We start from the raw sequence: 25144 nt of genomic DNA, 5'->3' as shown, positions 1-25144 counted from the left end.
GAACGGCGGCGGTCGGCGGGGTGATGTCGGTGCGGCGAGTTACCGTGGACCCCGTGAGCAGCACCGGATTCCAGCGTCGCGACGCCAGCGATCCCGCGGGCGTGAATGGAACTCCGGTCGCCCTCGACTCCAGTCAGCGGGCGGTGATCGACCTTGCGCCGTGCCGGTCGGCCGCGGTGATCGGCGCCCCGGGCTCCGGCAAGACCGCCACGCTCGTCGAGCTGGTCGCCGATCGCGTGCTCGGGCTCGGGTGGGCTCCGGAGAGCATCGTGGCGATCACCCCGAACCGATCGACTGCCACCCGGCTGCGCGACACGCTGGCGGTGCGCCTCGCGGTGCCCACGAATGGTCCGCTCGCGAGGTCGGTGGGCTCGCTGGCCTTCGAGATCGTCGCGGCGGCGGCATCCACCACCGGCGAGCCACCGCCACGCCTCATCACCGGTGGCGAGCAGGACAGCGACATCAGCCACCTGCTCGCCGGCCACCTCGACGACGGCACCGGGCCGGAGTGGCCGCCCGAGCTCGGCCCGCAGGTACGCGCGCTCGGCGAGTTCCGCACCGAACTGCGCGACCTGCTCATGCGTGCCACCGAGTACGGCGTCAGCAACGACGACCTGCGACGACTCGCCCGCGAGCACGACCACCCGGAGTGGGCGGCGGCCGCGCAGTTCTTCGACGAATACGCCCAGGTGAGCGCGTGGCTGCGTCCCGGCCAGTACGACTCGGCCGAACTGGTGGGCGCCGCGGTGCGCGCGCTGCAGTCCGGCCTGGTCAGCGAGCGCATCGAGGCGCTGCGCCTGGTGGTCGTCGACGACCTGCAGGAGGCCACCGAGTCGACCATCTCGCTCCTCGCCGCGCTCGCGGCGCGGGGGGTTACCGTGGTCGCATTCGGTGATCCGGATGTCGCGGCGAATGCCTTCCGCGGTGGCGAGCCGGATTCGCTCGGCCGACTCCCCAGCGTGCTCGGCGTGCCAGACGCCGCGGTGCTGTACCTCGGCACGGTGCACCGGCAGGGTGCCGAGCTGCGCCGCCTCACGTCGACGATCGTGCAGCGCATCGGCACGGCAGCGGCCGGCCCGCAGCGTGCCGCGCTCGCGGCGGGCGCGCCGGCGCCGAAGGCGATCGTGCGCATCCAGGCCGCCACCCCGTCCCGGCAGTGGGCATCGATCGCCCGGCTGCTGCGCGGCAGCCACCTGCTCGACGGCGTGCCATTCAGCTCGATGGCGGTCGTGCTGCGCAGCGGCGCCCAGGTGCCCGCCGTCGCGCGCGCTCTCGCCCTCGCCGACGTTCCCACCAGAACCTCGGTCGGCGGGAGGCCGCTGCGCGACGACGTCGCCGCGCGTGCCATGCTCACCGTCGTCGACGTGGGCATGGGCCGCTCGCCCCTCACCCCGGGCGCCGCGACCGACCTGCTCCTCGGACCGTTCGGCGGGCTGGATCGCCTCGGGCTCCGCCGGCTCCGGCTCGCCCTCAGGGCCGAGGAACTCTCCGGCGGCGGCGACCGCACGAGTGACGACTTGCTCGTCGACGGGCTCGCCTCGCCTGGCCGGTTCATCACCATCGACCACCGTGTCGCACGCTCCGCCGACCGCATGGCCACCATGCTCGCCTCCGTGCGGGCCGCCGTGGTGCGCGGCGGCACCATCGAGGAGGTGCTCTGGCTGGTATGGGAACGCAGCGGGCTCGCCACCACCTGGCGAGACCAGGCACTCGGGGCCGGCATCACCGCGCCGGAGGCTAACCGCAACCTCGACGGCGTGCTCGCCCTCTTCACCGCCGCCCGCCGCTTCGTCGAACGCTCGCCAGGCAGCCCCCCGAGCGTGTTCCTCGACGGCGTGCTCGACGCCGAGGTGCCAGAAGACACCCTCTCGCCCCAGTCACACGACGAGGCGGTGCTGGTCACCACCCCATCGGGCGTGGTCGGCCTCGAGGTCGACATCGTCGTGGTCGCCGGCGTGCAGGAGGGCAGCTGGCCGAACCTCCGCCTTCGCGGCTCGCTGCTCGACCCCCAGGCGCTGGTCGACATCGTCACCGGCATCGACACCAGCACCGTGAATGCCCGCGCCCAGGTGCTCGGTGACGAACTGCGCATGTTCGCGCTCGCCGTCTCCCGCGCCCGCCGCCGGGTCATCGTCTCCGCGGTCGCCAACGATGACGAGGCGCCGAGCGTGTTCTTCAGCCTGCTGCCACCCGACCTGCCGGTCACCGACACGTCGACCATGCGCCCGCTGTCGCTGCGCCGCCTGACCGGGGTGCTGCGCCGCGAGCTGGTGCTGCCACACCGGTCGGCCGCAGACCGCGCCGCCGCGGCATCCGCCCTCGCCACCATGGCCCGCGATGGGCTGCCCGGCGCCGACCCCGCCGAGTGGCACGGGCTGCTCGACCCGTCGACCGACGCGCCGCTGTACGGCGACGACGAGACCGTGCCGGTGTCGCCGTCGCAGCTCGAGAGGGTCGAGAAGTCCGCGCTCGACTGGTTCGTCGACCGTGTCGCGGGGTCGCGATCCAGCACCGCGATGGGCCTCGGAACCGTCATCCACTGGGCGATGGAGACCGCGACCGACCACACCGTCGACGGACTCGCCGCCGCGATCGAGAGTCGGTGGGCCGAGCTGAGCTTCGAGTCACCGTGGATCTCGGAGTTCCAGAAGCGCGCGGCCCGCACCCTCGCGGCCGGCGTCGCAGAGTACCTCGCCGATTTCGCCCGCGACGGCAAGGGGCTCGCCGCGGCGGAGGCCAGGTTCGAGCTCGCCCTCGGCCGGGCGAAACTGAGCGGGTCGATCGACCGGGTGGAGCGCGCAGCCGACGGCTCGGTCGTGATCGTCGACCTCAAGACCGGCAACCCCATCACCCGCGCCGACGACATCGCCCGCCACGCCCAGCTGCGCGCCTACCAGCTCGCCTACGCGGCCGGGCAACTCGACGACGTGCTCGACCCGCTCGGCGACCACAAGCCGGGAGGAGCGAAGCTGCTGTTCGTCAAGAAGGGCATCGCCGGGCGCAGCTATCGCGAGGCGGAGCAGGCACCGCTCGACGACGACGAGCTCGACGCGTTCCGGCAGCGCATCCTCGACGCCGCCGAGGTCATGGCCGCGTCGGGCTTCGACGGCGAGGTCGAGGTCACCGGCTGGGCCGCGGTCGGCAACTCCGCCGCCGCCCTCACCCGGGTGAAGGCGGTCACCAGTGATTAGCGCGATCGACATCGCCGATGCGCTCGGCCTGCCGCGCCCCACCGAGCAGCAGCAACGCGTCATCGAGGCCGACATGACCCCGGCCATCGTCATCGCCGGCGCGGGTAGCGGCAAGACGGAGACGATGGCGGGCCGCGTGCTGTGGCTGCTCGCCAACGGTCACGTGACCGCGGGGCAGATCCTCGGGCTCACCTTCACCCGCAAGGCCGCCGGCGAGCTCTCCGAGCGTATCCGCGACCGCATCGCCCAACTCGCCGCGAAGGGACTCGCGGGGGAGTACGACCCGTTCGAGCCCCCGGTCGTCGCCACCTACAACTCGTTCGCGAACACGATCTTTCGCGACAACGCCGTGCGCCTGGGCAGGGAGAGCGACGGTGCGGTGCTCGGCGAGGCCTCCGCGTGGCAGCTCGCCCGCGACATCGTTGTGCGGAGCACCGACCCGAGGCTGCCGCTGATGTCGCGCGGCGTCGACAGCCTCACGAAAGACGTGCTCACCCTCAGTCACGCGATGAGCGAGAACGTGGTCGACCCGGCCGCGGTCGCGTCGTTCGGAGCGCAGTTCGCGTTCGTCGCCGACCTCGCCCCCGGTGGCAGGGGAGCGTACGCCGAGGTCGACGACATGGCCCGCAAGGTCGGTGCGCTGCCCGCGCTCGTCAACCTCGCCGCCCAGTTCGACGCGGCCAAGGCGACCCGCGGTTTCGTGGAGTACTCCGACCAGGTCGCACTCGCCCTCGAGATCGTGCGGGGGGTGCCGTCGGTCGTCGACGACTACCGCGACCGGTACCGCGTGGTGCTCCTCGACGAATACCAGGACACCAGCGTCGTGCAGACCTGGCTGCTCGCCGAACTCTTCGCCGGCCACCCGGTGATGGCTGTCGGCGATCCGAACCAGTCGATCTATGGATGGCGCGGCGCAAGTGCCGCCAACCTGGAGGGCTTCGCCGCACAGTTCGGTGCGGGCACCGCCGTGCAGCAGTACGCGCTCACCACGAGCTGGCGCAACGGGCGCAGCATCCTGTCGGTCGCCAACGCCCTGATCGACCCGCTCATCGCCGAGAGCAGGGTCGGCGTGGAGAGGTTGACCGCGTCGGCGACCGCGTCCGACCTGCCGGTGCAGGTCGCATTCGAAGAGACGGTGCTCGACGAGGCGGACACCGTCGCCGTCTGGCTCAAGGCGAAACTCGCCGAGCCCGGAAAGGCGGGGCCGCGCTCGGCACCGCCCACCGCGTCGATGCTGTTCCGGGCGCGCAAGAGCCAGGCGGTGTTCATCGACGCGCTGCGCCGCCACGACGTGCCGTTCCACGTGCTCGGTGTCGGCGGGCTACTGGCAGAGCCCGAGATCGCCGACCTGGTCAGCGCCCTCACGGTCGCCAGCGACCCGTCGGCCGGTGCCGAGCTCGTGCGACTGCTCGCCGGATCGCGCTGGCGCATCGGGGTGCGCGACCTCGAGGCCCTGCGCCAGGTCGCGTCGTGGCTCGGCAGGCGGGACTACGCGCAGCGTCCCCTCGACGAGGAGCTGCGCGCCGTGCTGCGCGCCGCCGTCACCGACGAGCAGCAGGCCTCGGTCGTCGACGCGCTCGACTTCGTGGGAACCGCCCGCGACGGCCACACCGCCCTCGAGGGATTCAGTGCGGTCGGGCTCGAGCGGCTGCGCGATGCCGCCCGTACGTTCGCGACCCTGCGCTCCCGCACCGGCCTCGACCTGCTCGACTACGTCACCTTCGTCGAACAGGAGCTGCGCCTCGACATCGAGGTCGTCGCCAACGACACGCTGCCCCTTGGCGGGGCGAACATCGACGCCCTGTTCGATGCACTCGACTCCTACGTCGGAGTCGAGGAGCGACCGTCGCTCTCGGGGTTCCTGGCCTGGCTGCGCGAGGCGGAATGGCGGGACAACCTGATGCCCCGCCCCGAGGAGCCTGAGCCTGGCACGGTGCAGCTCATGACCATCCACGGGGCCAAGGGGCTCGAGCACGATCTCGTGGTCGTCCCTCGCATGGTGGGTGGCGAGCTTCCCGCGACGCCCAACGAAGGACACTCCGGGTGGCTCGCATGGGGTGCGCTTCCCTACGAATTCCGCGGTGACAGCGCCGAGCTGCCGGTCTTCGCCTGGCGCGGCGCCGAGACCCGCAAGGAGCTCGTCGCGGCAAGGGAAGAGTTCCGCGACGCCGTGCGGGCCCGGCACGAGAAGGAGGAGCGACGGCTCGCATACGTCGCCGTCACGCGAGCCCGCCACTCCCTGCTCATCACCGGGTCGTTCTGGGCCGGGCACTCCAAGGCGCGCGGGCCCAGTCCCTTCCTCCTCCCGCTCGCCGAACGCGGCATCATCCCCGCGCTGCCGGAGCGCAGCGAGTACGAGGAGAACCCGCTGGGAAGCGAGCCCGACCTGATGCGGTGGCCGATGGATCCGCTGGGCGGGCGCCGTCGCGCCGTTGAGCAGGCCGCCGAGCTCGTGCGCGACGCCGTTCCCGGCGAGGGCGGGCAATGGGAGTCCGACCTGGTTCGCCTGCTCGAGGAGCGGGCACGGCGCCTCGCCACCGGTGACCTCGTCACCCTGCCTCGCCGGGTGTCGGCCTCGCGGTTCAAGGATTACGTCACCGACCCGGCATCCGTCGCCGAGTCCTTTCGCCGCCCCATGCCGGAGCGTCCATACCGGGCGACCCGCCTCGGCACCCTCTTCCACGCCTGGGTCGAGGATCGCTACGGCGCCGCGGGGGCGCTCGAGACGATTGACGTCGAGCCGGGCGCATTCGACCTCGACCTCGATTACGACGTGGATTTCGCCGTCGAGATGGATGCTGCTGCCGCACCCGACGGCGAACACCCCAGTGATAGGCGCCCAGGGGGCGCTGCAGCCGACAACCCGCCGGAACACCCCGCCGACTCCCTCGCTCAGTCGGGGGAGCCTGCGGAAGACGCCGCCAGGCTCGCGAAGCTCATCGCCACCTTCGAGGCCAGCGAGTGGGCGCAGAAGCGCCCGGTCGAGGTGGAGCGCGAGATCCACCTGCCGCTCGACGGGCAGGTGATCGTCTGCAAGATCGACGCGGTCTACCGATACGGCGACCGCTACCAGGTCGTCGACTGGAAGACGGGTAAGGCACCACGCGGCGCCGTCGACCTCGAAGAGAAGCAGCTGCAGCTCGCGCTCTACCGGCTCGCGTTCGCCCGGTGGAAGGGCATCGACCCGTCGCTCGTCGACGCGGTGTTCTACTTCGTCGCCGACGACACCGTCATCGCCCCCGACCGCATCTTCGACGAGAACGAGCTCGTGGCACGCTGGCGCGACGCCATGGGCCTTGCCCCGGCCGACTCGTGATCGCCGACCACTCGGCGCTGCACCCGGGTCGCTGCACCCGGCGCTGCCCCCGGTTCGCTACCCGGCCGGCGTGAGCGAGCTCGGTCGGCCGAGGATCGCCGAGATCAGCGTGTCGACGGGTGCCCTCGCCGTCGCGGCATTCGCGAGCAGCGCGAATTCCACCTCGCCGAGGGCCGGCAGGTCGAAGGCGTTCGTCACGTCGACGAGGTCGGGCGGCACCATGGTCTGCGGAAACACCGCGATGCCGATACCCGCCCGAGCGGCCGCGATCACCCCGTTCACCTCGCGGGTGTTGCACGTGATCCGCCAGGTGCGCCCTGCGTCCTCGAGGGCACGGATCGCGGCAGCCCGGCTCATGCTGGGCGCCTGGTAGGCGATCAGCGGAACGGTGGCCGCGGCATCCAGCGACATCGCCTTGTGTGCCGCCCACACCAGTCGCTCCCGACGCACGACCCGGCCATCGGACGCGCCCGGCTCCTGCTTGACGAACACCAGGTCGAGCTGCCCTGCCGCGAGGCGCCGCGACAGCACGCCGCTCTGGTTGACGGTGAGCTCGAGGTTGATGTGCGGGTACAGCTGGCGAAAGTCGCGGAGGATCAGCGGCAGCTGGGTCAGCGCGAGGTCGTCTGCCGACCCGAAGCGCAGCCGGCCCTTCATCGCCGACCCGGTGAAGTATGCGGCCGCCTCGTCGTGTGCGGCGAGGATCGACCTGGCGAACCCGACCATCGCGTCGCCGTTGTCGGTCAGTCTCACGTCGCGGGTGTCCCTGGCCACGAGCACCCGTCCCGCCGCCTTCTCGAGTCGCCGCACCTGCTGCGAGACGGTGGGCTGGCTGATCCCGAGCAGCTCGGCGGAGCGGGTGAACGACAGCGTCTCCGCGACGGCCACGAACGTCTTGAGCAGCACCGGATCGAACATGACCGAACGCTATCATTGTCAAATCGAATAGGTGTTATAGACCGCATTCAGTTCGATGATGCTGCGGGCGCGCCTACGGTGAATCAGTGGCTACCTTCACCGATCTCCAGACGCCCGCCACCGAACCCATCCCGATGCTGCTCGATCGGCCGCGGCTGCGCGACACCTTCGCCTCGCTGGCCATCCGCAACTACCGGCTCTACGTCATCTCGCAGGTCATCTCCAACACCTCGGTCTGGATGCAGCGCATCGCCGTCGACTGGCTGGTGCTCGAGCTCACCTGCAGCGTGACGATGGTCGGCATCACCGTGATGCTGCAGTTCGGACCGATCCTGCTGTTCGGTGCCTACGGCGGCGTGATCGCCGACCGCCTCAACCGGCGTGCGGTGCTCATGACGACCCAGGCCATCGTCGGTGTGCTGTGCGCGACGCTCGCCGCGGTCACCCTCGCCGGCGTGGTCGAGGTGTGGCACGTGCTGCTCGCGGCGTTCCTGCTCGGCACCACCGCCGCCATCGACGGGCCAGCGCGTGCAGCTTTCGTCAGCGAGATGGTGGGCAACTCGCGGCTACGCAACGCGATCAGCGTCAACGCGTCGATCTTCCACCTGGGCGGCCTGATCGGCCCCGCGATCAGCGGCTACCTCATCGTCATCGTCGGATCCGGGTGGTCGATCGGCGTCAATTCCGTCGCCGCGTTGCTCGTCGTGGGCGCGCTGGCGCTGATGCGCACCTCGGAGCTGCGCCCGGCACCGCGTCGGGGGCGGTCGGGCGGCCAGATCCGCGAGGCGCTCGGCTACGTGGCATCCAAGCCCGCGATCTTCTGGTCGATGGTCACCCTCGCCTTCGTGTCGACGTTCGGAATGTCGCTCCCGGTGCTGTTGACGGCCATGGCGGATGACACGTACGCGAGTGGCGCGACCGGCTACGGCCTCTACAGCTCGGCCGCTGCGGTCGGTGCCTTCCTCGGAGCGCTCGCGTCGACCAGGCGCACCACGTTGCGGCTGCGGTCCATCGTCGGCGCCGCGATCGTGTTCGGGGTGGTCACCATCCTCGCGGCGCTCGCGCCGTCGAGCGGCGCGTTCCTCGTACTGCTGGTGGGCCTCGGGCTGTCGCGACTGCTGTTCGCGACCGCGGCCGAATCGATGACCCAGCTGTCGTCGAACATCGGCATCCGCGGGCGCGTCATGTCGCTGTACATCATGGTGCTGCTCGGCGGGCAGGCCATCGGCGGACCGCTCATGGGCTGGATCGCCGAGGAGTATGGCGCGCGCACCGCCATGGTGGTCGCGGGCCTCGTGCCGGCGATCGCGGGCGTCACGATCGCGGCGATCCTCGCGCGCACCGGGCAGCTCACCCTCCGGGTCAACCTGCGCGCCCCGCGGGCGCCGGTCACGATCGTGCGCCGCACCCGCCGGGCCAGCTGACCTCAACGGTAAGCGCGCCGACCCGCGCGTGCGCCGCCCCGCGCATGCGTCGACCGGCGACCGACCGCTACCGGCCCTCGGGGTGCCGTTCGTCGCGGTCGAGCATCGCCTCGACCTCCTCGACCGTCATGACCGGGCGGGTGTTCGTGTCGATGTTGCGGGTGCCGTCGTGCTGCACCACGTCGACGAGGTCGTGCAGCATCGCGACGGCGTCGTCGACGATGTCGGTGCTGCGCTGCTCGGTTCCGTGCAGCAGCCACTTCGCGATCTCGAGCTCCGCATAGAGCATGGCGCGCTTGCGGGTCTGCCGGTCGGTCGAGCCGCGCACGATGTTGTACGCCTCGAAGATGCCATCGGCGGCCCCGGTCGTCGTCGAGCCGAGGGCCCAGAACAGGTCGCGCGCGGGGTCGCCGACGCTCAGCGCGTGCCAGCCGAGGATGCCGGTCACCGCATCGCCCTCGTGCAGGATGACCGACGAGCTCATGTCGCCGTGGATGACCGTCGGCGCGAACTGCCAGAGCGCGGCGTCTTCGGTCGCGTGCTCCCAGCGGTCGACGAGCGCGGCAGGCACCAGCCCGGTCGAGGTGGCGCGGTCCATGATGGCTGACACCGAGGTGAGCGCGTCGAGCGGACGCACGATGGGCAGGTCGGCATCGGCGACGAAGCTGGTCGGCAGCGAGTGCACCGCGGCGATACCCCGGCCGATGTTCGCCGCGAGCGGGTCACCCCGGCCGATGCGCGTCACGTCGACGGGCGTGCCTGCCAGGTGGTCGTAGACGAAGGCCCTGGTGGGCGGGGCGGGGGCGTCGCCGAGAAACGTCGGCACCGGGAAGGGTAGGCGCGCGCGAATGCCGCCGCTCAGGGCGCGCAGGCTCGTGAGCTCGGCGCCGAGCGCGGTATCCGACGACTTCGTTCGCGGCACGCGCACGATCAGGCGCGAACCGTCGCGGGTGAAGAGCAGGGCGGCGTCGGTGGCGCTGCCCGTCGAGCCGAGCGGGGAGGCGGAGGTCACGTCGAGCGCGTCAACGGCCGAAGTGGCCAGCGCAGCTAGAGTTAAGGGGGATCTGGCCATACCGACAGGGTAGGTCGTTCCGCGGGGGCTCTGTTCCACCGCCACGCAGAATCCCCAGCCCGGTGACGGTCCGGAGACAGTCACCCTCCCGACGTGTTAGGTACGGTTATGCCCGCAGGATTCACCGACCGGCTGCCGCTCTCGCGACACCGCATCGATCGCGACTACCTGGCCAGGTCGCGGCCCGAGCTGTTCGACGAGCTGCTCGCCGACCCGACGACCCGCGTCATCGTGCTCTCGGACGGCAGCGCCCTGCTCGCCGACGGCGGCACCGGCCTCGCCCTCCGTGCGCCGAGCGACCTGCCCACCGGCGTCGCCACCGACGCGCTGCTGCTCTACCTGGGCCGGTCCCTCGACGACGGCACCGCCTACCTCGCGGCAGTGGTGATGGATGCCACGGCCGAAGCGTTCGCGGCAGCATCCTGGGGCAACCTGCGCACCCTGGGTGCGTCCCTCGGCGACCTCGAGGCGGGGCTGTTCACCGAGGCCCTTGCCCTCGCCAACTGGCACGAATCGCACGCGTTCTCGCCCCGCACCGGCCAGCCGACCATGTCGGCCGAGGGCGGCTGGGTGCGTCGCGTGATGCCCGACGGCGACGAGCTGCGGGCGACCGACCGCGACCTCTTCCCACGCACCGACGCGGCCATCATCGTCGGGATCGTCGACGCCGACGACCGCATCCTGCTCGGCCACAACGCCATGTGGCCGGCCAACCGGTATTCGCTGCTCGCCGGGTTCGTCGAGCCGGGGGAGTCGCTCGAGAACGCGGTCGTGCGCGAGGTCTACGAGGAGTCCGGCATCCGCATCGTCGACCCGGTCTACCTCGGCTCGCAGCCGTGGCCCTTTCCCGCGTCGCTCATGCTCGGCTTCATCGCGACCGTCGACCCGTCCAGGGAGTCGACGCTCGCCGCGGACGGCGAGGAGATCCTCGACCTGCGCTGGTTCAGCAGGGTGGAGCTCGCGGCGTCGCTCGACGAGATCGCGCTGCCCGGCCACGCGTCGATCGCGCGCGCCATCCTCGAGCACTGGTTCGGCGGCCCGATCCCCGACCGCGTCGACTGGTGAGCGGGTGCCCCAGGTGACCACCGCGCAGTCCCTGCTCGACGGGCTCGACGACGAGCAGCGGGTGGCCGCAGAGGCGCTGCTCGGGCCGGTCTGCCTGCTCGCGGGAGCGGGCACCGGCAAGACGCGGGCCATCACCCACCGCATCGCGTACGGCGTGGCATCCGGCGTCTATCCTCCCGGCCGCGTGATGGCACTCACCTTCACCAGTCGTGCCGCCGCCGAACTGCGCGGGCGGCTGCGGGAGCTCGGCGCCGGCGGGGTCGCCGCGCGCACCTTCCACGCCTCCGCGCTCTCGCAGCTCGGATTCTTCTGGCCCCAGGTGGTCGGCGGCAGCATGCCGCGCATCCTCGAATCCAAGGGGCGCCTCATCGCGCACGCCGCGGAGACCCTGCGGCTGAAACTCGACACGCCGACCCTGCGCGACCTCGCTGCCGAGATCGAGTGGCGCAAGGTCTCCCGCCTCACCCTGAACCAGTACGCGACGGCCGCCGAGTCGCGTGCCATGCCGTCGTCGCTCACCGTCGACCGCATGGTCGCGCTGCACGCGGCGTACGAACGGGTCAAGGACGAGCGCCGCCAGCTCGACTTCGAAGACGTGCTGCTCGCGACCGCCGGCATGATCGAGACCGAACCGTGGGTGGCGCAGCAGGTGCGCGAGCAGTACCGGTTCTTCGTCGTCGACGAGTACCAGGACGTCTCGCCCCTCCAGCAGGCGCTCCTCGAGCTGTGGCTGGGCGATCGCGAGGACCTCTGCGTGGTCGGTGACGCCAGCCAGACGATCTACTCGTTCGCCGGGGCATCCGCCGACAACCTGCTCGGCTTCGGCTCGCGGTACCGCAACGCCACCGTGGTGCGCCTCGAGCAGAACTACCGGTCGACGCCGGCCATCGTCGACACCGCGAACCGCCTGATGCGCGACCGGGCCGGGTCGCTCACGTTGCGTGCCGCGACGGCCGCCCAGGGCCGCCCGGTCGAGCCGACCGTGATCAGCTACCGCGACGACCGCTCGGAGGCGCGGGCCGTCGCCGGGCAGATCGCCGACCGCATCGCCGCAGGCGCCCGCCCGCAGGACATCGCCATCCTGTACCGCGTCAACGCGCAGGGCGCCGTCCTCGAGGCGGCCCTCGGCGATGCCGGGGTGCGATACCAGGTGCGCGGCGGGCAGCGGTTCTTCGACCTGCCCGAGGTCAAGCAGGCGATGATGATGCTCAAGGGAGCGGCGGTCGCGAACACCGTCGAGCCGTTGTTCAAGACCGTGAGCGATGTACTCAGATCCCTGGGGTGGATGCAGGATGCCCCCGATTCCCGCGGGGCGGTGCGTGACCGGTGGGAGTCCCTCAACGAGCTCATGAAGCTCGCAGAAGCGGCCACCCCGGGAACCACCCTCCGCGCGTTCTCCGACGACCTCGCCCAGCGTGCCGAGGGGCAGCACGAACCCACGATGGCGGCCGTGACCCTCGCCACCCTCCACTCCGCCAAGGGCCTCGAGTGGAACACCGTGTACCTCGTCGGCATCAGCGAGGGACTGGTGCCGATCAGCTACGCCAAGACGCTCGCCGCGATCGACGAGGAGCGCCGCCTGCTCTACGTCGGCATCACGCGGGCCCGCCAGCGGCTGCACCTCTCGTGGGCCGAGGCCCAGCCACAGCGATCCGCGGTTCGTCGACCGTCGCGTTTTCTGGAAGAGCTCCGCAGCCGCACTCCCGGTGCCGGCGCCAGGTCTCGCGCGTAGTGACTCCGGTGGCGGCATCCACCCTGAGGGAGTCCGCCGTACCCGCCTCGGCTGCACTCGCCGCGCCGGGCGCCTGCACGACCAGCCGCGCCAGGATCATCCGGCTGGCCAGCGCCGCCGCTTCCGTGGCGACCAGCCCGGCATCGTGCCGGCTGCGCCTTCCCCACAGCTGCGACGCTATCGCCGGCCACGCGGCATCGATATCCGACCTGGCCCGCTCGACGCACCACAGGCACGGCCCGATGCCCGGCTCGACCATCGGGCCGATCCGCACGCTCGCGTCGCCGAACAGCACAGCGAGGTGCGGCCGGTCCCGCCGCAGCCACAGCCCGAAGTATGCCGGGTCCACCACGTAGTGGGCGACGATCACTCCCACGCCGGCCTCGCCACTCGCCGCCTCCTCGTCATCGAGGCCGACCACCCGCGGAACCACTCCAGCCCCGGCCAGGCACTCGGCGAGCCGGTCGACCGTGGCCCCGTGTCCGACCAGCACCACGGAATGCGGTGGGGTGGATGCCGCGGGCGGCCGCATCGCGCCAGCCACGGCCCGCAGCAGCTCATCGACCTCGCCGACGTCAGCCCCCGCGGAGCGGGCCACCATCGCGAGTCCGGGGCGACTGATTCCGGAGACGAGTGCCGACACCATACGCTCCTGCGCATCGGTCACGTCGTGCAGCACGGCAGCGGGGCGATCGACACCCAGTTGCAGGCTGTGCGGGGAACGCCACACCAGGGGGAACCGGGGATCGAGCTGCAGCACCATGGCGGGAATGATTCCACGGGGCGGGGGCCCTGACGCGAGAGCGTCCACAGGCGCTGGTGCGGCAGAGGAGCCCGGGTAACGACACCGGACCCCTCAGGAACGAGACGATACCTCACTTGGGGGTCTGGTGGATGTCGGGGGACCGTGGTGTCCTTATCGCGCACCACCCGACGTGGTATACGCAAGCCGCAGGAGAACATGATGATGAGCACCGATCGCCCCGAGTCGCCCGACCGTGCTGTCGAGGATCGCGGTATCGAGAACCGCGCTGCCGAGCAGAAGCCCGGCGACGAGCGGGAGGGCGACGACGCCGCGCATGCCGGGTCGCCCGCGGCCGACGACGCCGCGACCCAGGCACTTGCGCTCGCCGCCTCGACGATGACCCCGCCCGCGGTACTCGACGCGATCGCCCGCGGCCCGGTCGACCCGTCCGTGCCGAACGCAGGAGCAGCGCGGGCCATGGTGGCGGCCAACCCGGCAGCAAGCGCCGAGACCCTCACCTGGCTCGCCGAAATCCACGACTGCCCCGTGATCCTCGGGGTACTGCTCAACCCGTCCACACCGCTGGGCGTGCTGCGCGGGTTCATCACGTCGTCGAATCCCGCGCTCTGGGATCTTCTCGTACAGAACGAGGCCGTCGGCGACGCATTCGTCTCCGAGGTGGTCGATGCGCACCCCACCCAGGAGCTGACGCTCCGGGCGCTGCGCAATCCCGGGATCAGCGACGAGACCTTCGCCACCCTCGCCGACCGGGTGGAGCCGCAGTGGCAGCAGATCGTCGACGCCCTAAGAAATTCCCGGCCCAAGGCCTGAGGCGAAACCCCCGAGCGACGACATGAGGAATTCCCGCCCGACGCCCTGAGGCGACGACCGGGAATCCGACGAGATCGAGTGCCGTCAGGCCTTCGGCTCGTCGGCCGAACCGTCGGTGTTCTCGTGCGGCCGGTCGTCGGTCGTGTCGTTGAGCAGGTCGGCGATCGCCTGGTCGACGTCGTCGGGTTCCGGGGTGCCGCCGAGCAGGCGCGCGACGAGTGCTCCCGGGTCGTCGATGTCTGCCGAGGTCGGCAGTACGTCGGGGTGCGACCACAGGGCGTCGCGGCGTTCCGCGCCCACCTCGTCGGTAACGCGCTGCCACATCGCTGCGGCCTCGCGAAGCCGGCGGGGGCGCAGTTCGAGGCCGACCAGGGTGGAGAACGCTGACTCGGCGGGCCCACCGGCGGCGCGACGGCGACGCACGGTCTCCGCGATGGCCGCGGACTTCGGCAGTCGGGTGGTCGCCTGCGCGGTGACCACGTCGACCCAGCCCTCGACCAGGGCGAGCATGGTCTCGAGGCGATCGAGCGCGGCGCGCTGCGCGTCGGACTTCGGCGGGATCAGGGCGCCGCTCACCATCGCTTCGCGCAGTTCTTCGGGGTTCGACGGGTCGAAGGTGGCGGCGAGCTCCTCGAGCTTGCCGGTGTCGACGCGCACGCCCTGGGCGAATTCAGTGATCGACGTCATCAGCCCGAGGCGCAGCCACTTGGCGTGACGGAACAGGCGCGCGTGCGCGAGCTCCCGCACTGCCAGGTACAGCTGCACCTGGTCGGTCTCGATGTCGAGTCCGTCGCCGAATGCCGCGATGTTCTGCGGCAGGATCGCGGCCTGCAGGTCGACGCCGCCCGAGGCATCGAGCAGCGGGATGCCGATGTCGCCGCCGGAGACGACCTCGCCTGACAGCTGCCCGACCACCTGGCCGAGCTGCATGGCGAACAGCGTTCCGCCGACGTTGCGCATGATGCGGCTGGCGCCCTCGATCATGCCGGACATCTCTTCGGGGGCCTGCTGCTTGAGCACGTCGGTGAGCGCGTCGGCGATGCTCAGGGCGACCGGCTCGGCGAGCTGGGTCCACACCGGCATGGTGGCGTTCACCCACTCCGAACGGCTCATCAGGCGCGGGTTCACCGTCAGCTCGGAGACGACGGTGGCCTCGCTGAGCCAGAGCGCGGCGATGACGAACGCCTGGTCGAGCTGGGCACGCTCGGCCGGGGTCGTCGCCACGGTCTCGCTCGACGCGATGGCCTTCGCCTGCTCCGAAGCGATCTTCCAGTCGACGCCGTCGCCCTGGTGCTGCATGGCGCTCTGCAGCTGGCTCATGAGCTGGGCCATCATGGCGGGATCGTTGGGCAGGCCAGCCGCCTTGGCGAGCTGGGCAGGGTCTATGTCGGAATTGCCCGAAAGCAGTTCCCTCAGCATCTCGCGGAATTCATCTTCCGGATCTTGCCGCGAATCATCAGGCATGCGATCTACGCTAGCCCGTGGCCCGTCTGCAAGACTGGGTTTTGGCCTCCGCTCTGGCATCACGCTGTGCGCCCGTGGCGAACACCGTGAAAGGACCGCAATGACTCTGTTGGGAGGCGCGGGCCCGAGCGCCCGCCTGCCGAAGCGAAGGCGCGTGGGATGGATCATCCTGTCGTCCGGCCTCGTGGCCGTCCTCGGGCTCGGCCTCCTGCCGTCGCCCTACGTCATCCAGCGCCCGGGTCCCGTCTTCGACACCCTCGGCGACGTCGTGGTCGACGACGTCGAGGAGCCGCTCATCGACATCCCCGGTGAAACGACCTACCCCACGGAGGGGTCACTGAGCCTGCTGACCGTCAACGTGGTGGGCAACCGAGAGTCGCCGCCGCCGTGGTTCGAGATCGTCACCTCCTGGGTGGATCCGAGCCGGGCGGTCGTGCCGGTCGATGCCGTGTACCCGGAGGGGGAGACCGTCGAGCAGTCGCAGGAGCGCAGCGCGGTCGACATGGAGAACTCGCAGAAAGACGCAGTGGCGGCATCCCTCGGGCAGCTCGATTACGACCTCGACAGCACCCTGACCGTTGCCGAGGTTCCGGATGGCACCCCGGCCGAGGGGATCGTCGAGGCGGGAGACGTCATCGTCGACGTCGACGGCCAGCAACCGGTCGACGTCACACAGCTGCGCTCGATCATCGCCGACAACGGCACCGGGCAGCCCGTCGCCCTGACGGTCCTACGCGGCGGCGCCGAGCTCGCCCTCGAGGTGACTCCGGTACTGGCCGACGGCGAGGGGTCACCCCCGGTGGTCGGCATCAGCGTGGCCACCGAATACGACTTCCCGTTCGAGGTCGAGATCCGGCTCGAGCAGGTCGGCGGCCCCAGCGCCGGGATGATGTTCGCGCTGGGGATCATCGACAAGCTCACGCCGGGTTCGCTGGCCGGCGGGGCCGACGTCGCGGGCACCGGCACGATCACCGCCGATGGAACGGTCGGCGGAATCGGCGGAATCCGCCAGAAGCTGTACGGCGCCGTCGACGCGGGGGCCACCGAGTTCCTCGCCCCGTCCGCGAACTGCGACGAGGTGGTCGGGCACATTCCCGACGGGCTCGACGTCTACGCCATTTCGACCCTCGACGACGCCGTCACGGTGCTCGAGACCATCGCCTCCGACGGAGACCTGAGCGCACTTCCGGTCTGCACCGTTACCGGAGAGTGACCGGCGCGGGGATACTCGCAGCGGGCCGCCCTTAAGATGGGCTGACACCGCCAACCTAAGCCAGGAGTACCCTCTTGACGTCTACGGACACCCGCCCCGCCTCCCGCGCCAGATCGACGCTCGCCATTACGGCTGGTGTCATCGCCGCCCTGGTCGTGGTCTTCTTCATCTTCGCCAGCCTGTTCACCGACTGGCTCTGGTACGAGCAGCTGGGGTTCACCAACGTGCTCACCACCGGCTGGATCGCCGGGTCGGTGATGTTCATCATCGGGTTCCTGGCCATGGCGGTTCCCGTCTACCTGAGCATCTCGCTGGCGTTCCGCGCCCGCCCGGTCTACGCCAAGCTGAACGCCCAGCTCGACCGCTACCAGCAGGTCATCGAGCCGCTCCGCAGGCTCGCGATGATCGGCATCCCCGCCGTGCTCGGCCTGTTCGCCGGTGTCGCGAGCTCCTCGCGGTGGCCGGTCGCCCTGCAGTGGCTGAACCGCACGCCGTCGGGGGAGACCGACCCGCAGTTCGGCCTCGACGTCTCGTTCTACCTGTTCGAGCTGCCGTTCTACCAGTCGGTCGCGGGATTCGCCTCGGCCGTCGTGCTGATCTCCGCCATCGCCGCACTGGCCACCTGCTACCTGTACGGCGCGCTGCGCTTCAACGGGCGTGAGGTGCGCATCTCCAAGCAGGCGCGCATCCAGCTGTCCATCACGGCCGCGGTCTACCTGCTCATCCAGGCCTTCAGCATCTGGCTCGACCAGTACGCCACCCTGTCGCAGAACGGCAGCGGGCTGCTCGTCGGAGCCTCGTACGCCGATGCCAACGCGGTCATCCCCGGCCGCCAGATCCTCGCGATCGCCGCCGCCCTCGTCGCCGTGCTGTTCATCGTCACGGCCATCATCGGGCGCTGGCGCCTGCCCATCATCGGAACCGCGCTGCTGCTCATCAGCGGACTGCTGGTCGGCACCGTCTACCCGTTCATCGTGCAGAACTTCCAGGTCAACCCGAGCGCGCGAAGCCTCGAGGCCGAATACATCGACCGGAATATCGAGGGCACGCGGGAGGCGTACGGTGTGGCCGATGTCGTGGAAGAGGACTTCACGCCATCGACGGACACCGCGGCCGGCGCGCTCCGCGGCGACGCGGAGACCACCGCCAACATCCGTATCATCGACCCCGCGCTGGTCACCCGCACCTTCGCGCAGCTCGAGCAGTTCCGCCAGTACTACCAGTTCCCCGATGACCTCGACGTGGACCGCTACGAGATCGACGGACAGGTGCAGGACACCGTCATCGCCGCCCGTGAACTCGACCTCGAGGGCCTCGGCTCGGCGAACAACTTCTACAACCGCACCTTCGTCTACACCCACGGGTACGGCGTCGTCGCGGCCTACGGAAACCAGCGTTCACCGGAGGGCCTGCCGGTCTTCCTGCAGTCGGGCATCCCGTCCGAGGGCGCGCTGGGAACCGACTACGAACCCCGCATCTACTTCGGTGAGTCGTCGCCGGAGTTCTCGATCGTCGGTGCGCCGGAAGGCACCCGGCCGGTCGAACTCGACTACCCGTCTGCCGAAGACGAGGAAGCACAGAACACCACCACGACGTACGCCGGCAACGGCGGACCGACCATCGACAACGTGTTCAAGAAGCTGCTGTACGCGATCAAGTTCCAGTCTGAGGAGATCTTCCTCTCCGACGCGGTGAACGACGAGTCGCAGATCCTCTACGACCGCGACCCCCGTGAGCGCGTGCAGAAGGTCGCCCCGTACCTGACCCTCGACAGCGACGCGTACCCCGCGGTCGTCGACAACAAGGTGCTGTGGATCGTCGACGGATACACGACGAGCGCGAACTACCCGTACTCCGACATCCAGCAGCTCAGCAACGCGATCGTCGACACCTACACGCCGGCACCCGCCTACGCGATCGACAACATCAACTACATCCGCAACTCGGTCAAGGCCACGGTCGACGCCTACAGCGGTGAAGTGGTGCTGTACGCGTGGGACGAAGAAGACCCGGTGCTGCAGACCTGGCAGAAGATCTACCCGTCGACGGTCGTTCCGATGACCGAGATGTCGGGTGAGCTGCTCAGCCACGTTCGCTACCCGGCCGACCTGTTCAAGGTGCAGCGCGCGATCCTCAGCACCTACCACGTGACCGACACCGACTCGTTCTACTCGAACGACGACGCGTGGATCACGCCGAACGACCCGACCCAGTCGGCCGCGACGGCGCAGTTCCAGCCGCCGTACTACCTCACCATGCAGGTGCCGGGAGCGGAGGAGCCCGACTTCTCGCTCTACACCACCTACATCCCCGACGCCGAGGGCGAGGGAACGCGAAACGTGCTGACCGGCTACATGGCGGTCAATGCGAACGCCGGAAGCACGGCGGGCGAGGTGGCCGAGAACTACGGCCAGTTCACCCTGCTCACCCTGCCTCGCCAGGAGACCGTGCCGGGACCAGGACAGGTGCAGAACGACTTCAACACCGACACCGAGGTGGCCAACCAGCTCGCCCTGCTGACCCGGGGTGACACCGAGGTGAGGCGAGGCAACCTGCTGACCCTCCCAGTCGGCGGCGGATTGCTCTATGTGCAGCCGGTCTACGTGCAGTCCACTGCGGAAACCAGCTTCCCGATCCTCCGCAAGGTGCTGGTGTCGTTCGGCAACCAGATCGCCTTCGAGGACACCTTGGATGCGGCCCTCGACTCGCTCTTCGCCGGTGACTCCGGTGCCGTGGCTGGCGACGGCGGAGTGCCGACGGTCCCGGATGACACCGAGGTGCCCGACGGCACCGAGGAGCCCGCCGAGGACACGCCTGACGCCGACGTGCCCGCCGACGTGCCTGCAGATGCCCCGACGCAGTCGACCGGCAACGCCGTGCTCGACGCGGCCCTGGCAGACGCCCAGCAGGCCCTCTCGGACCGCGCCGACGCCTATGCGACCAACGACCTCGTTGGCGCCGCAGAAGCCGACCAGCGGCTGCAGACGGCCATCGAGCAGGCCCTGGCCGCGTCGGAGTAATCCCCGCCGCACAGGCGCCTTCGTAAGCGCCACCGATGCCCGCCCCCGACCATCCGGTTGGGGGCGGGCATCGTCCGTTTCACTGCCGGACACCTCGCGGTAACGGAGTGCACGAACGTCTGGTAGTGTTTCTTCTTGTGCCGCGGGGTGGAGCAGTTCGGTAGCTCGCTGGGCTCATAACCCAGAGGTCGCAGGTTCAAATCCTGTCCCCGCAACAAGAAGAAGGGCCGGACCGGTCGAAAGACTGGTCCGGCCCTTCTGTGTTGGCTGGCCCTTCTGTGTTGGCTGGCCCTTCTGTGTTGGCCCGGCCACCTGCCCGGCCACACGCCACCCGCCGGAATGCGAAAGGGCCGGAACAGTGACTGTTCCGGCCCTTCTCGCTATTCGTACGTCAGCGCGCTATGACGTCGCGATGAGCCTTCCGTCGGCGTCGAGGTAGTCGCGCCATGACCGCTTCGGGGTCCAGCCGAGCATGCGCTGCGCCTTCGCGCTGCTGATGCCCGACGCGTCGACCCGGTCGATGTCGCGCAGCTCGATCGTGTCGCCGTAGTACTCCTTCAGCACCGCCGCGAAGTCGTGCCCGCCCACGTTGTCGGGCGAGGCGATGTAGAACACCTCGTGGCCTGGCAGGTCGCTCTCCGCGGCCAGCACGATCGCGTCGGCGAGGTCGTAGGCGTCGATGTAGCTCCACAGGTTGGGGCTCAGCACCGACGCGTCACGCACCTGCGGGCCGAGGTTCTGCTCGTAGTTCGCCTCGGTCTGCACCCAGCTGGGACGGATGGTGATGCACCGGATATCGGAACGGCGGATCGCGGCATCCATCAACTGCTCGCCGAAGTGCTTGGAGATCGCGTACGGGTCCTGCGGCGCGATCGGGTGCTGCTCGTCGACCGGCGCGTAGTCGGGTAGGAAGTCGCGCTCCGGAAAGAAGAAGCCGGGCACGGTCTCGCTCGAGATGTAGACGAAGCGCTGCACGCCGTACCTGACCGCCGCCTCGAGCACGTTGAACGTGGCCATCATGTTGGTCTGGAAGACGACGTGTGGCGGGTTGCCGGTCGGCTCTGGGATGGCGGCGATGTGGATGACCACGTCGGCGCCGTGCACGACGGCGTAGGCCTGGCCGGCGTCGGTGAGGTCGGCCTGCGTGTAACGCGGAGTGCCCTCCTCCTTGCGCTCGAATCCCGGGCGGCTGAGGTCGGTGGTCCACACTTCGTGGCCGGCGTCGATCGCCGCCTTGGTGACCCCCTTGCCGACCTTGCCGTGGGCTCCGGTGATGAGGATCTTCATTGTTCTCTCCATTATTCGACGCATCCGCAGCTGCGGCGGATGGCGAGTTGTGCGGGCAGTACGTCGTGGGTCTCTTCGGTCTGGCTCTTGTCGAGGAGCGCGATGAGGCGCTTCATCGCGAGTTCGGCCAGTGCACCGATGTCGGGGTCGATCGTAGTGAACCGCGGATATGCGTGGGTCGAGAGCTCGGAGCCGTCGTAGGAGATGAGGGCGATGTCCTCGGGTACCTGCAGGCCGCGGCGGCGGATCGCGCCAATGGTGCCGACCGCTTGCACGTCGGAGGCGACGAACATCGCGGTGGGCTTCGCGGTATCGAGGAGGTGTGCGGCGCCGTCGTGCCCGGTGGTCCTGCTGAAGGCGGGCGCGCGGTAGAGCAGGCTGTCGTCATTGGCGAGTCCCGCGTCGGCGAGCGCCGAACGCCACCCGTTCACGCGCTCCTCGACCGCACCGAGCTGGTTCGACGGGCCGGTGATACAGCCAATGCGGGTGTGCCCGTGCACCTCGATCAGGTGGCGCACGGCGTCTTCGGTTGCGGCCCTGCCCTCGGCCATGATCGACGAGATGCCGAGGCCGTGCTCGATGGCGCCGAGCACGATGATGCGGAGGCCCTGCTTGGCGAGCTTCTCGAGCATCTCGGTGGCGTGCGCCCCGACGAGGATCAGTCCGTCGACCTGCCGGTCGACGTAGCTCTGCAGGTAGCGCTCCTCGCGGGCCGTGTCGTGGCCGACGGTGCCGATGAACAGCACGTAGCCGCGGTCGTAGGCGATGTCCTCGATCGCCCTGGCACCCGCGGCGATGGCGGGGTTGGCGAGGTCGGAGACCATCAGGCCGATCGACATGGTGGCCGAGCGGCGCAACGCCTGCGCGACGGCGTTGGGCCGGTAGCCGAGTTCGGCGATCGCGGCTTCGATACGGGCGCGCGCCGCGGCCGAGACCGGGCGCGAACCGGGGTTCAGAACGTAGCTCACCACTGCGGGCGAAACACCCGCCCGTCGAGCTACATCCGCGCGTGTCACTGCCATGCTTTTTCCCCTGGGCTCTTGGAGATGTGAGTGTAACCCGGGAACTAGCTATGAACTGCGTCCTAGGCTGGCCGCATGACGCTCAACGACACAAACGGCACGATGGCGATCGGCGTGGCACAATTCGCCCCGGGCGACGACACGGCCGAGAACCTCCGGAATATCAGGGATCTCGCCACCCTCGCGGCCGCCAGGGGAGCCGCCCTCGTCGTTTTTCCAGAGTATTCATCATTCTTCACCCCAAAACTGGGGCCCGAGGCCGTTGCGGCCGCAGAACCGCTCGACGGACCCTTCGTTCGGGGCCTCGCAGCGCTCGCCAAGGTGCTCGGCGTGCACATCGCGGCCGGCATGGTGGAGCGGGTGGCGGGCGACGACGAGCGCCTCTCCAACACCGTCGTGGCGGTAGACACCGCGGGCGTGGTCGTCGCCACCTACCGCAAGCAGCACCTCTACGACGCGTTCGGGCAGCGCGAGAGCGAGTTCGTGCGCGCGGGCGACATCGAGCCGCCGCAGCTCTTCGCCGTAAACGGTTTCACGATCGGCATGCAGACCTGTTACGACATCCGTTTTCCCGAGGCCACCCGGGTGCTCGTCGACGCCGGCGCCGACGTCGTGCTGGTGCCAGCCGAATGGGTGCGCGGCCCGCTCAAGGAGCAGCACTGGCGCACGCTGGTCACCGCGCGGGCGATCGAGAACACCGTCTACGTCGCCGCGGCCGACCACGCCCCGCCCATCGGCGCTGGCAACAGCATGATCGTCGATCCGATGGGAGTCGAGATCGCGACCATCGGCGAGCAGTCCGACGTGGCAGTCTCGTGGATCTCCCGGCAGCGCATCGACAGCGTGCGCGAGACGAACCCGGCCCTCGAGCTGCGGCGGTACCGGGTGGTCCCGCGCTGATCGCCGCGTGCGCGGGTCGTGTCGCCGACCCGGCAGGGGGTGGATGCCGCCCGCTCAGGTGCGCGCGCTGAGCCCCGCCAGCTGTGCCGATGCGGTCTCCAGCACGTCGATGCGCTTGCAGAACGCGAACCGCACCAGTGACCGGTAGTCGCCGTGGTGCTCGGGATGCACGAACGCCGTCACGGGCACGCCGACGACGCCAGCGAGGTCGGGCAGGCGGCGGCACAGGGCGGCTGCGTCGTCGAAACCGAGGGGCGCGGCATCCGCGATCACGAAATAGCCGGCCTGGGGGAGCGTCACGCCGAAGCCCGCGGCGGAGAGGCCGGCCGCGAGGATGTCGCGCTTGATCCGCAGGTCGAGCGCGATGGCGTCGAAACGCTCGCGGGGGAGGCCGAGCCCGACGGCGATGGCGGGCTGGAACGGGGCGCCGTTCACGTAGGTCAGGTATTGCTTCACCGCGACGATCGGCCCGAGCAGCTCGGGCGGGGCGACCAGCCAGCCGACCTTCCAGCCAGTGGTGTTGAACGTCTTGCCTCCGCTCGAGATGGTGACCGTGCGCTCTCTCGCGACGGGCACGGTCGCGACGGGCACGTGCGCGACGTCGTAGGTGAGGTGCTCGTACACCTCGTCGGTCACGATGATCGCGTCGTGCCGGTGCGCCAGCTCGACGATGAGCTGCAGCGTCTCGGCGGGCAGCACCGACCCGGTGGGGTTGTGCGGGGTGTTGACCAGGATGACGCGGGTGCGGTCGGTGACGGCATCCACCAGCTCGTCGAGGTCGGGCTGGAAGTCGGGCGCGCGCAGTCGCACGGTGCGGTGCACGGCGCCGGCCAGCCCGATGATCGCGGCATACGCGTCGTAGAACGGTTCGAGGGTCACGACCTCGTCGCCCGGTTCGAGCAGGGCGAGCAGTGTCGCAGCGAGGGCCTCGGTAGCTCCGGCGGTGACGAGCACCTGCGTGCCGGGGTCGACGGGCATTCCGTAGAAGCGCTGCTGGTGGTCCGCGATCGCCGCGCGCAACACGGCAACGCCCATGCCGGGCGGGTACTGGTTGTGGCCGTCGGCGATGGCGCGGCAGGCGGCATCCAACACTTCTCGGGGTCCGCTCTCGTCGGGGAACCCCTGCCCCAGGTTGATCGATCCGGTCGAGGCGGCCAGGGCGGACATCTCCGCGAAGATGGTTGGATGCAGCATGCCGTCGTCACCGAGCAGCATCGCCGCCCGCGCGGTGCGGGACCAGGCTCCCGGAATGGTCATGTCGGTCCTCGTCATCGCGGTGGAGTTTCTCGGGCTGGGGTTCAACTGTAGGCACGTTGGCGCTGTGGAAACTTCTGGCCTGCGGAACGGACGTGACTTAGCGTCGAACCATGGTGTGGGTGCAGCGGGTTCCGGCGGCGGTGACGGCCGCGCTGGTGGCTGTCGCGCTGCTGGGCGGGTGCACGGCCGACGCGCCGGAGGTCGAGCCGACGCCGTCAGCGTCTGCAAGCGACGAGCCCGTGTTCGCGTCGGACGAGGAAGCGCTCGCCGCGGCCACCGAGGCGTACGCGGAGTACCAAGATGCGTTGGATCATGCCTTTCAGGACCTGGATAGCAGAGCTCTGGATTCATACGCGACTGACGAAGCACTGTCGGCTGCTGTTGATTCGGTTGCAGATTACGCCGAACGGGGCTGGCGTCAGGAGGGAAATAGCAGCGTTGCTAGTACCTCACTCGTTGATGCAACCCAACTGGTCGGCAGGTCTGAGCCTGAAGGCGCCCAGATCTATGCGTGTCTTGACGTCTCGGATGTAGAGATTCTCGACGAACAGGGCAACTCCGTGGTGTCAGAGGGCCGGCCGGCGACCTACGCGCTCGTGGCGTCACTCAGATGGATGACCGCGTCGAGAACCCTCACTGTCTCGCATGAGGAACCGTGGGATGGCGGGGGCATCTGTGATTAGGCGA

16 protein-coding genes and 1 tRNA gene are annotated in these 25144 nt (G+C 69.8%); 11 read left to right on the top strand and 6 right to left on the bottom strand.

What is annotated here, in order from left to right:
- Positions 1–53: 53 nt before the first annotated feature.
- On the top strand, positions 54–3191 hold the full coding sequence (locus G5S38_RS02215) for an ATP-dependent helicase (RefSeq protein ID WP_235928855.1): 3138 nt from the start codon (positions 54–56) through the stop codon (positions 3189–3191).
- Positions 3184–6507 carry an ATP-dependent DNA helicase gene (locus G5S38_RS02210; protein WP_165063748.1) on the top strand — a complete coding sequence of 1108 codons (3324 nt, stop codon included), beginning with the start codon at positions 3184–3186 and terminating at the stop codon, positions 6505–6507. Before G5S38_RS02215 ends, G5S38_RS02210 begins: the two co-directional genes overlap by 8 nt.
- Positions 6508–6564: 57 nt before the next feature.
- On the opposite strand, the gene G5S38_RS02205 is transcribed toward G5S38_RS02210, so the two are convergent.
- Positions 6565–7425: a LysR substrate-binding domain-containing protein gene (locus G5S38_RS02205; RefSeq protein ID WP_165063746.1), complete on the bottom strand. Its 861-nt coding sequence runs from the start codon at positions 7423–7425 to the stop codon at positions 6565–6567.
- An 86-nt stretch (positions 7426–7511) separates the two neighbouring features.
- Between G5S38_RS02205 and G5S38_RS02200 the strand changes: the two genes are divergently transcribed.
- Positions 7512–8849, top strand: coding sequence for an MFS transporter (locus G5S38_RS02200; protein ID WP_235928854.1), 1338 nt, complete (start codon positions 7512–7514; stop codon positions 8847–8849).
- Positions 8850–8916: 67 nt separating this feature from the next.
- Here G5S38_RS02200 and G5S38_RS02195 read toward each other — a convergent pair whose 3' ends face one another.
- Positions 8917–9921 (bottom strand): phosphotransferase, encoded by a 1005-nt coding sequence (locus G5S38_RS02195; RefSeq protein ID WP_165063744.1) that lies wholly within the window; start codon positions 9919–9921, stop codon positions 8917–8919.
- A gap of 108 nt (positions 9922–10029) precedes the next feature.
- On the opposite strand from G5S38_RS02195, the gene nudC reads away from it, so the two are divergent.
- From nudC to G5S38_RS02180, 3 genes are all read left to right on the top strand, one after another.
- Positions 10030–10986 carry an NAD(+) diphosphatase gene (gene nudC, locus G5S38_RS02190; protein ID WP_165063742.1) on the top strand — a complete coding sequence of 319 codons (957 nt, stop codon included), beginning with the start codon at positions 10030–10032 and terminating at the stop codon, positions 10984–10986.
- A gap of 13 nt (positions 10987–10999) precedes the next feature.
- The gene (locus G5S38_RS02185; protein WP_165063930.1) at positions 11000–12718 is read left to right on the top strand and encodes an ATP-dependent helicase; all 1719 of its coding nucleotides are present in this window, start codon (positions 11000–11002) and stop codon (positions 12716–12718) included.
- A gap of 964 nt (positions 12719–13682) precedes the next feature.
- Positions 13683–14294 (top strand): hypothetical protein, encoded by a 612-nt coding sequence (locus G5S38_RS02180; RefSeq protein WP_165063740.1) that lies wholly within the window; start codon positions 13683–13685, stop codon positions 14292–14294.
- 84 nt (positions 14295–14378) lie between these two features.
- On the opposite strand, the gene G5S38_RS02175 is transcribed toward G5S38_RS02180, so the two are convergent.
- Positions 14379–15758, bottom strand: coding sequence for a zinc-dependent metalloprotease (locus G5S38_RS02175; protein WP_165063738.1), 1380 nt, complete (start codon positions 15756–15758; stop codon positions 14379–14381).
- A 100-nt stretch (positions 15759–15858) separates the two neighbouring features.
- Between G5S38_RS02175 and G5S38_RS02170 the strand changes: the two genes are divergently transcribed.
- From G5S38_RS02170 to G5S38_RS02160, 3 genes are all read left to right on the top strand, one after another.
- Entirely contained in the window at positions 15859–16971 is a 1113-nt protein-coding gene (locus tag G5S38_RS02170) for a YlbL family protein (RefSeq protein ID WP_165063736.1), read from the top strand.
- Positions 16972–17045: 74 nt separating this feature from the next.
- Positions 17046–19991, top strand: coding sequence for a UPF0182 family membrane protein (locus G5S38_RS02165; RefSeq protein ID WP_165063734.1), 2946 nt, complete (start codon positions 17046–17048; stop codon positions 19989–19991).
- 141 nt (positions 19992–20132) lie between these two features.
- Positions 20133–20206, top strand: a tRNA-Met gene (locus tag G5S38_RS02160).
- A 184-nt stretch (positions 20207–20390) separates the two neighbouring features.
- Here the strand turns inward: G5S38_RS02160 and G5S38_RS02155 are convergent.
- Together G5S38_RS02155 and G5S38_RS02150 are read right to left on the bottom strand one after the other, a co-directional pair.
- Positions 20391–21278, bottom strand: coding sequence for an NAD-dependent epimerase/dehydratase family protein (locus G5S38_RS02155; RefSeq protein WP_165063732.1), 888 nt, complete (start codon positions 21276–21278; stop codon positions 20391–20393).
- Between the two features lie 11 nt (positions 21279–21289).
- Positions 21290–22300, bottom strand: coding sequence for a LacI family DNA-binding transcriptional regulator (locus G5S38_RS02150; RefSeq protein ID WP_268921033.1), 1011 nt, complete (start codon positions 22298–22300; stop codon positions 21290–21292).
- A gap of 75 nt (positions 22301–22375) precedes the next feature.
- Here G5S38_RS02150 and G5S38_RS02145 point away from each other — a divergent pair, with 75 nt between their 5' ends.
- Positions 22376–23200: a carbon-nitrogen hydrolase family protein gene (locus G5S38_RS02145; RefSeq protein ID WP_165063728.1), complete on the top strand. Its 825-nt coding sequence runs from the start codon at positions 22376–22378 to the stop codon at positions 23198–23200.
- A 54-nt stretch (positions 23201–23254) separates the two neighbouring features.
- On the opposite strand, the gene G5S38_RS02140 is transcribed toward G5S38_RS02145, so the two are convergent.
- Positions 23255–24457, bottom strand: coding sequence for an aminotransferase class I/II-fold pyridoxal phosphate-dependent enzyme (locus tag G5S38_RS02140; protein ID WP_165063726.1), 1203 nt, complete (start codon positions 24455–24457; stop codon positions 23255–23257).
- 110 nt (positions 24458–24567) lie between these two features.
- On the opposite strand from G5S38_RS02140, the gene G5S38_RS02135 reads away from it, so the two are divergent.
- Positions 24568–25140 (top strand): hypothetical protein, encoded by a 573-nt coding sequence (locus G5S38_RS02135; RefSeq protein WP_165063724.1) that lies wholly within the window; start codon positions 24568–24570, stop codon positions 25138–25140.
- Positions 25141–25144 lie beyond the last annotated feature (4 nt).

It is taken from the genome of Marisediminicola senii, assembly GCF_011057645.1.
Lineage (GTDB): Bacteria > Actinomycetota > Actinomycetes > Actinomycetales > Microbacteriaceae > Marisediminicola > Marisediminicola senii.
This window is presented reverse-complemented; position numbering and strand designations above follow the sequence as displayed.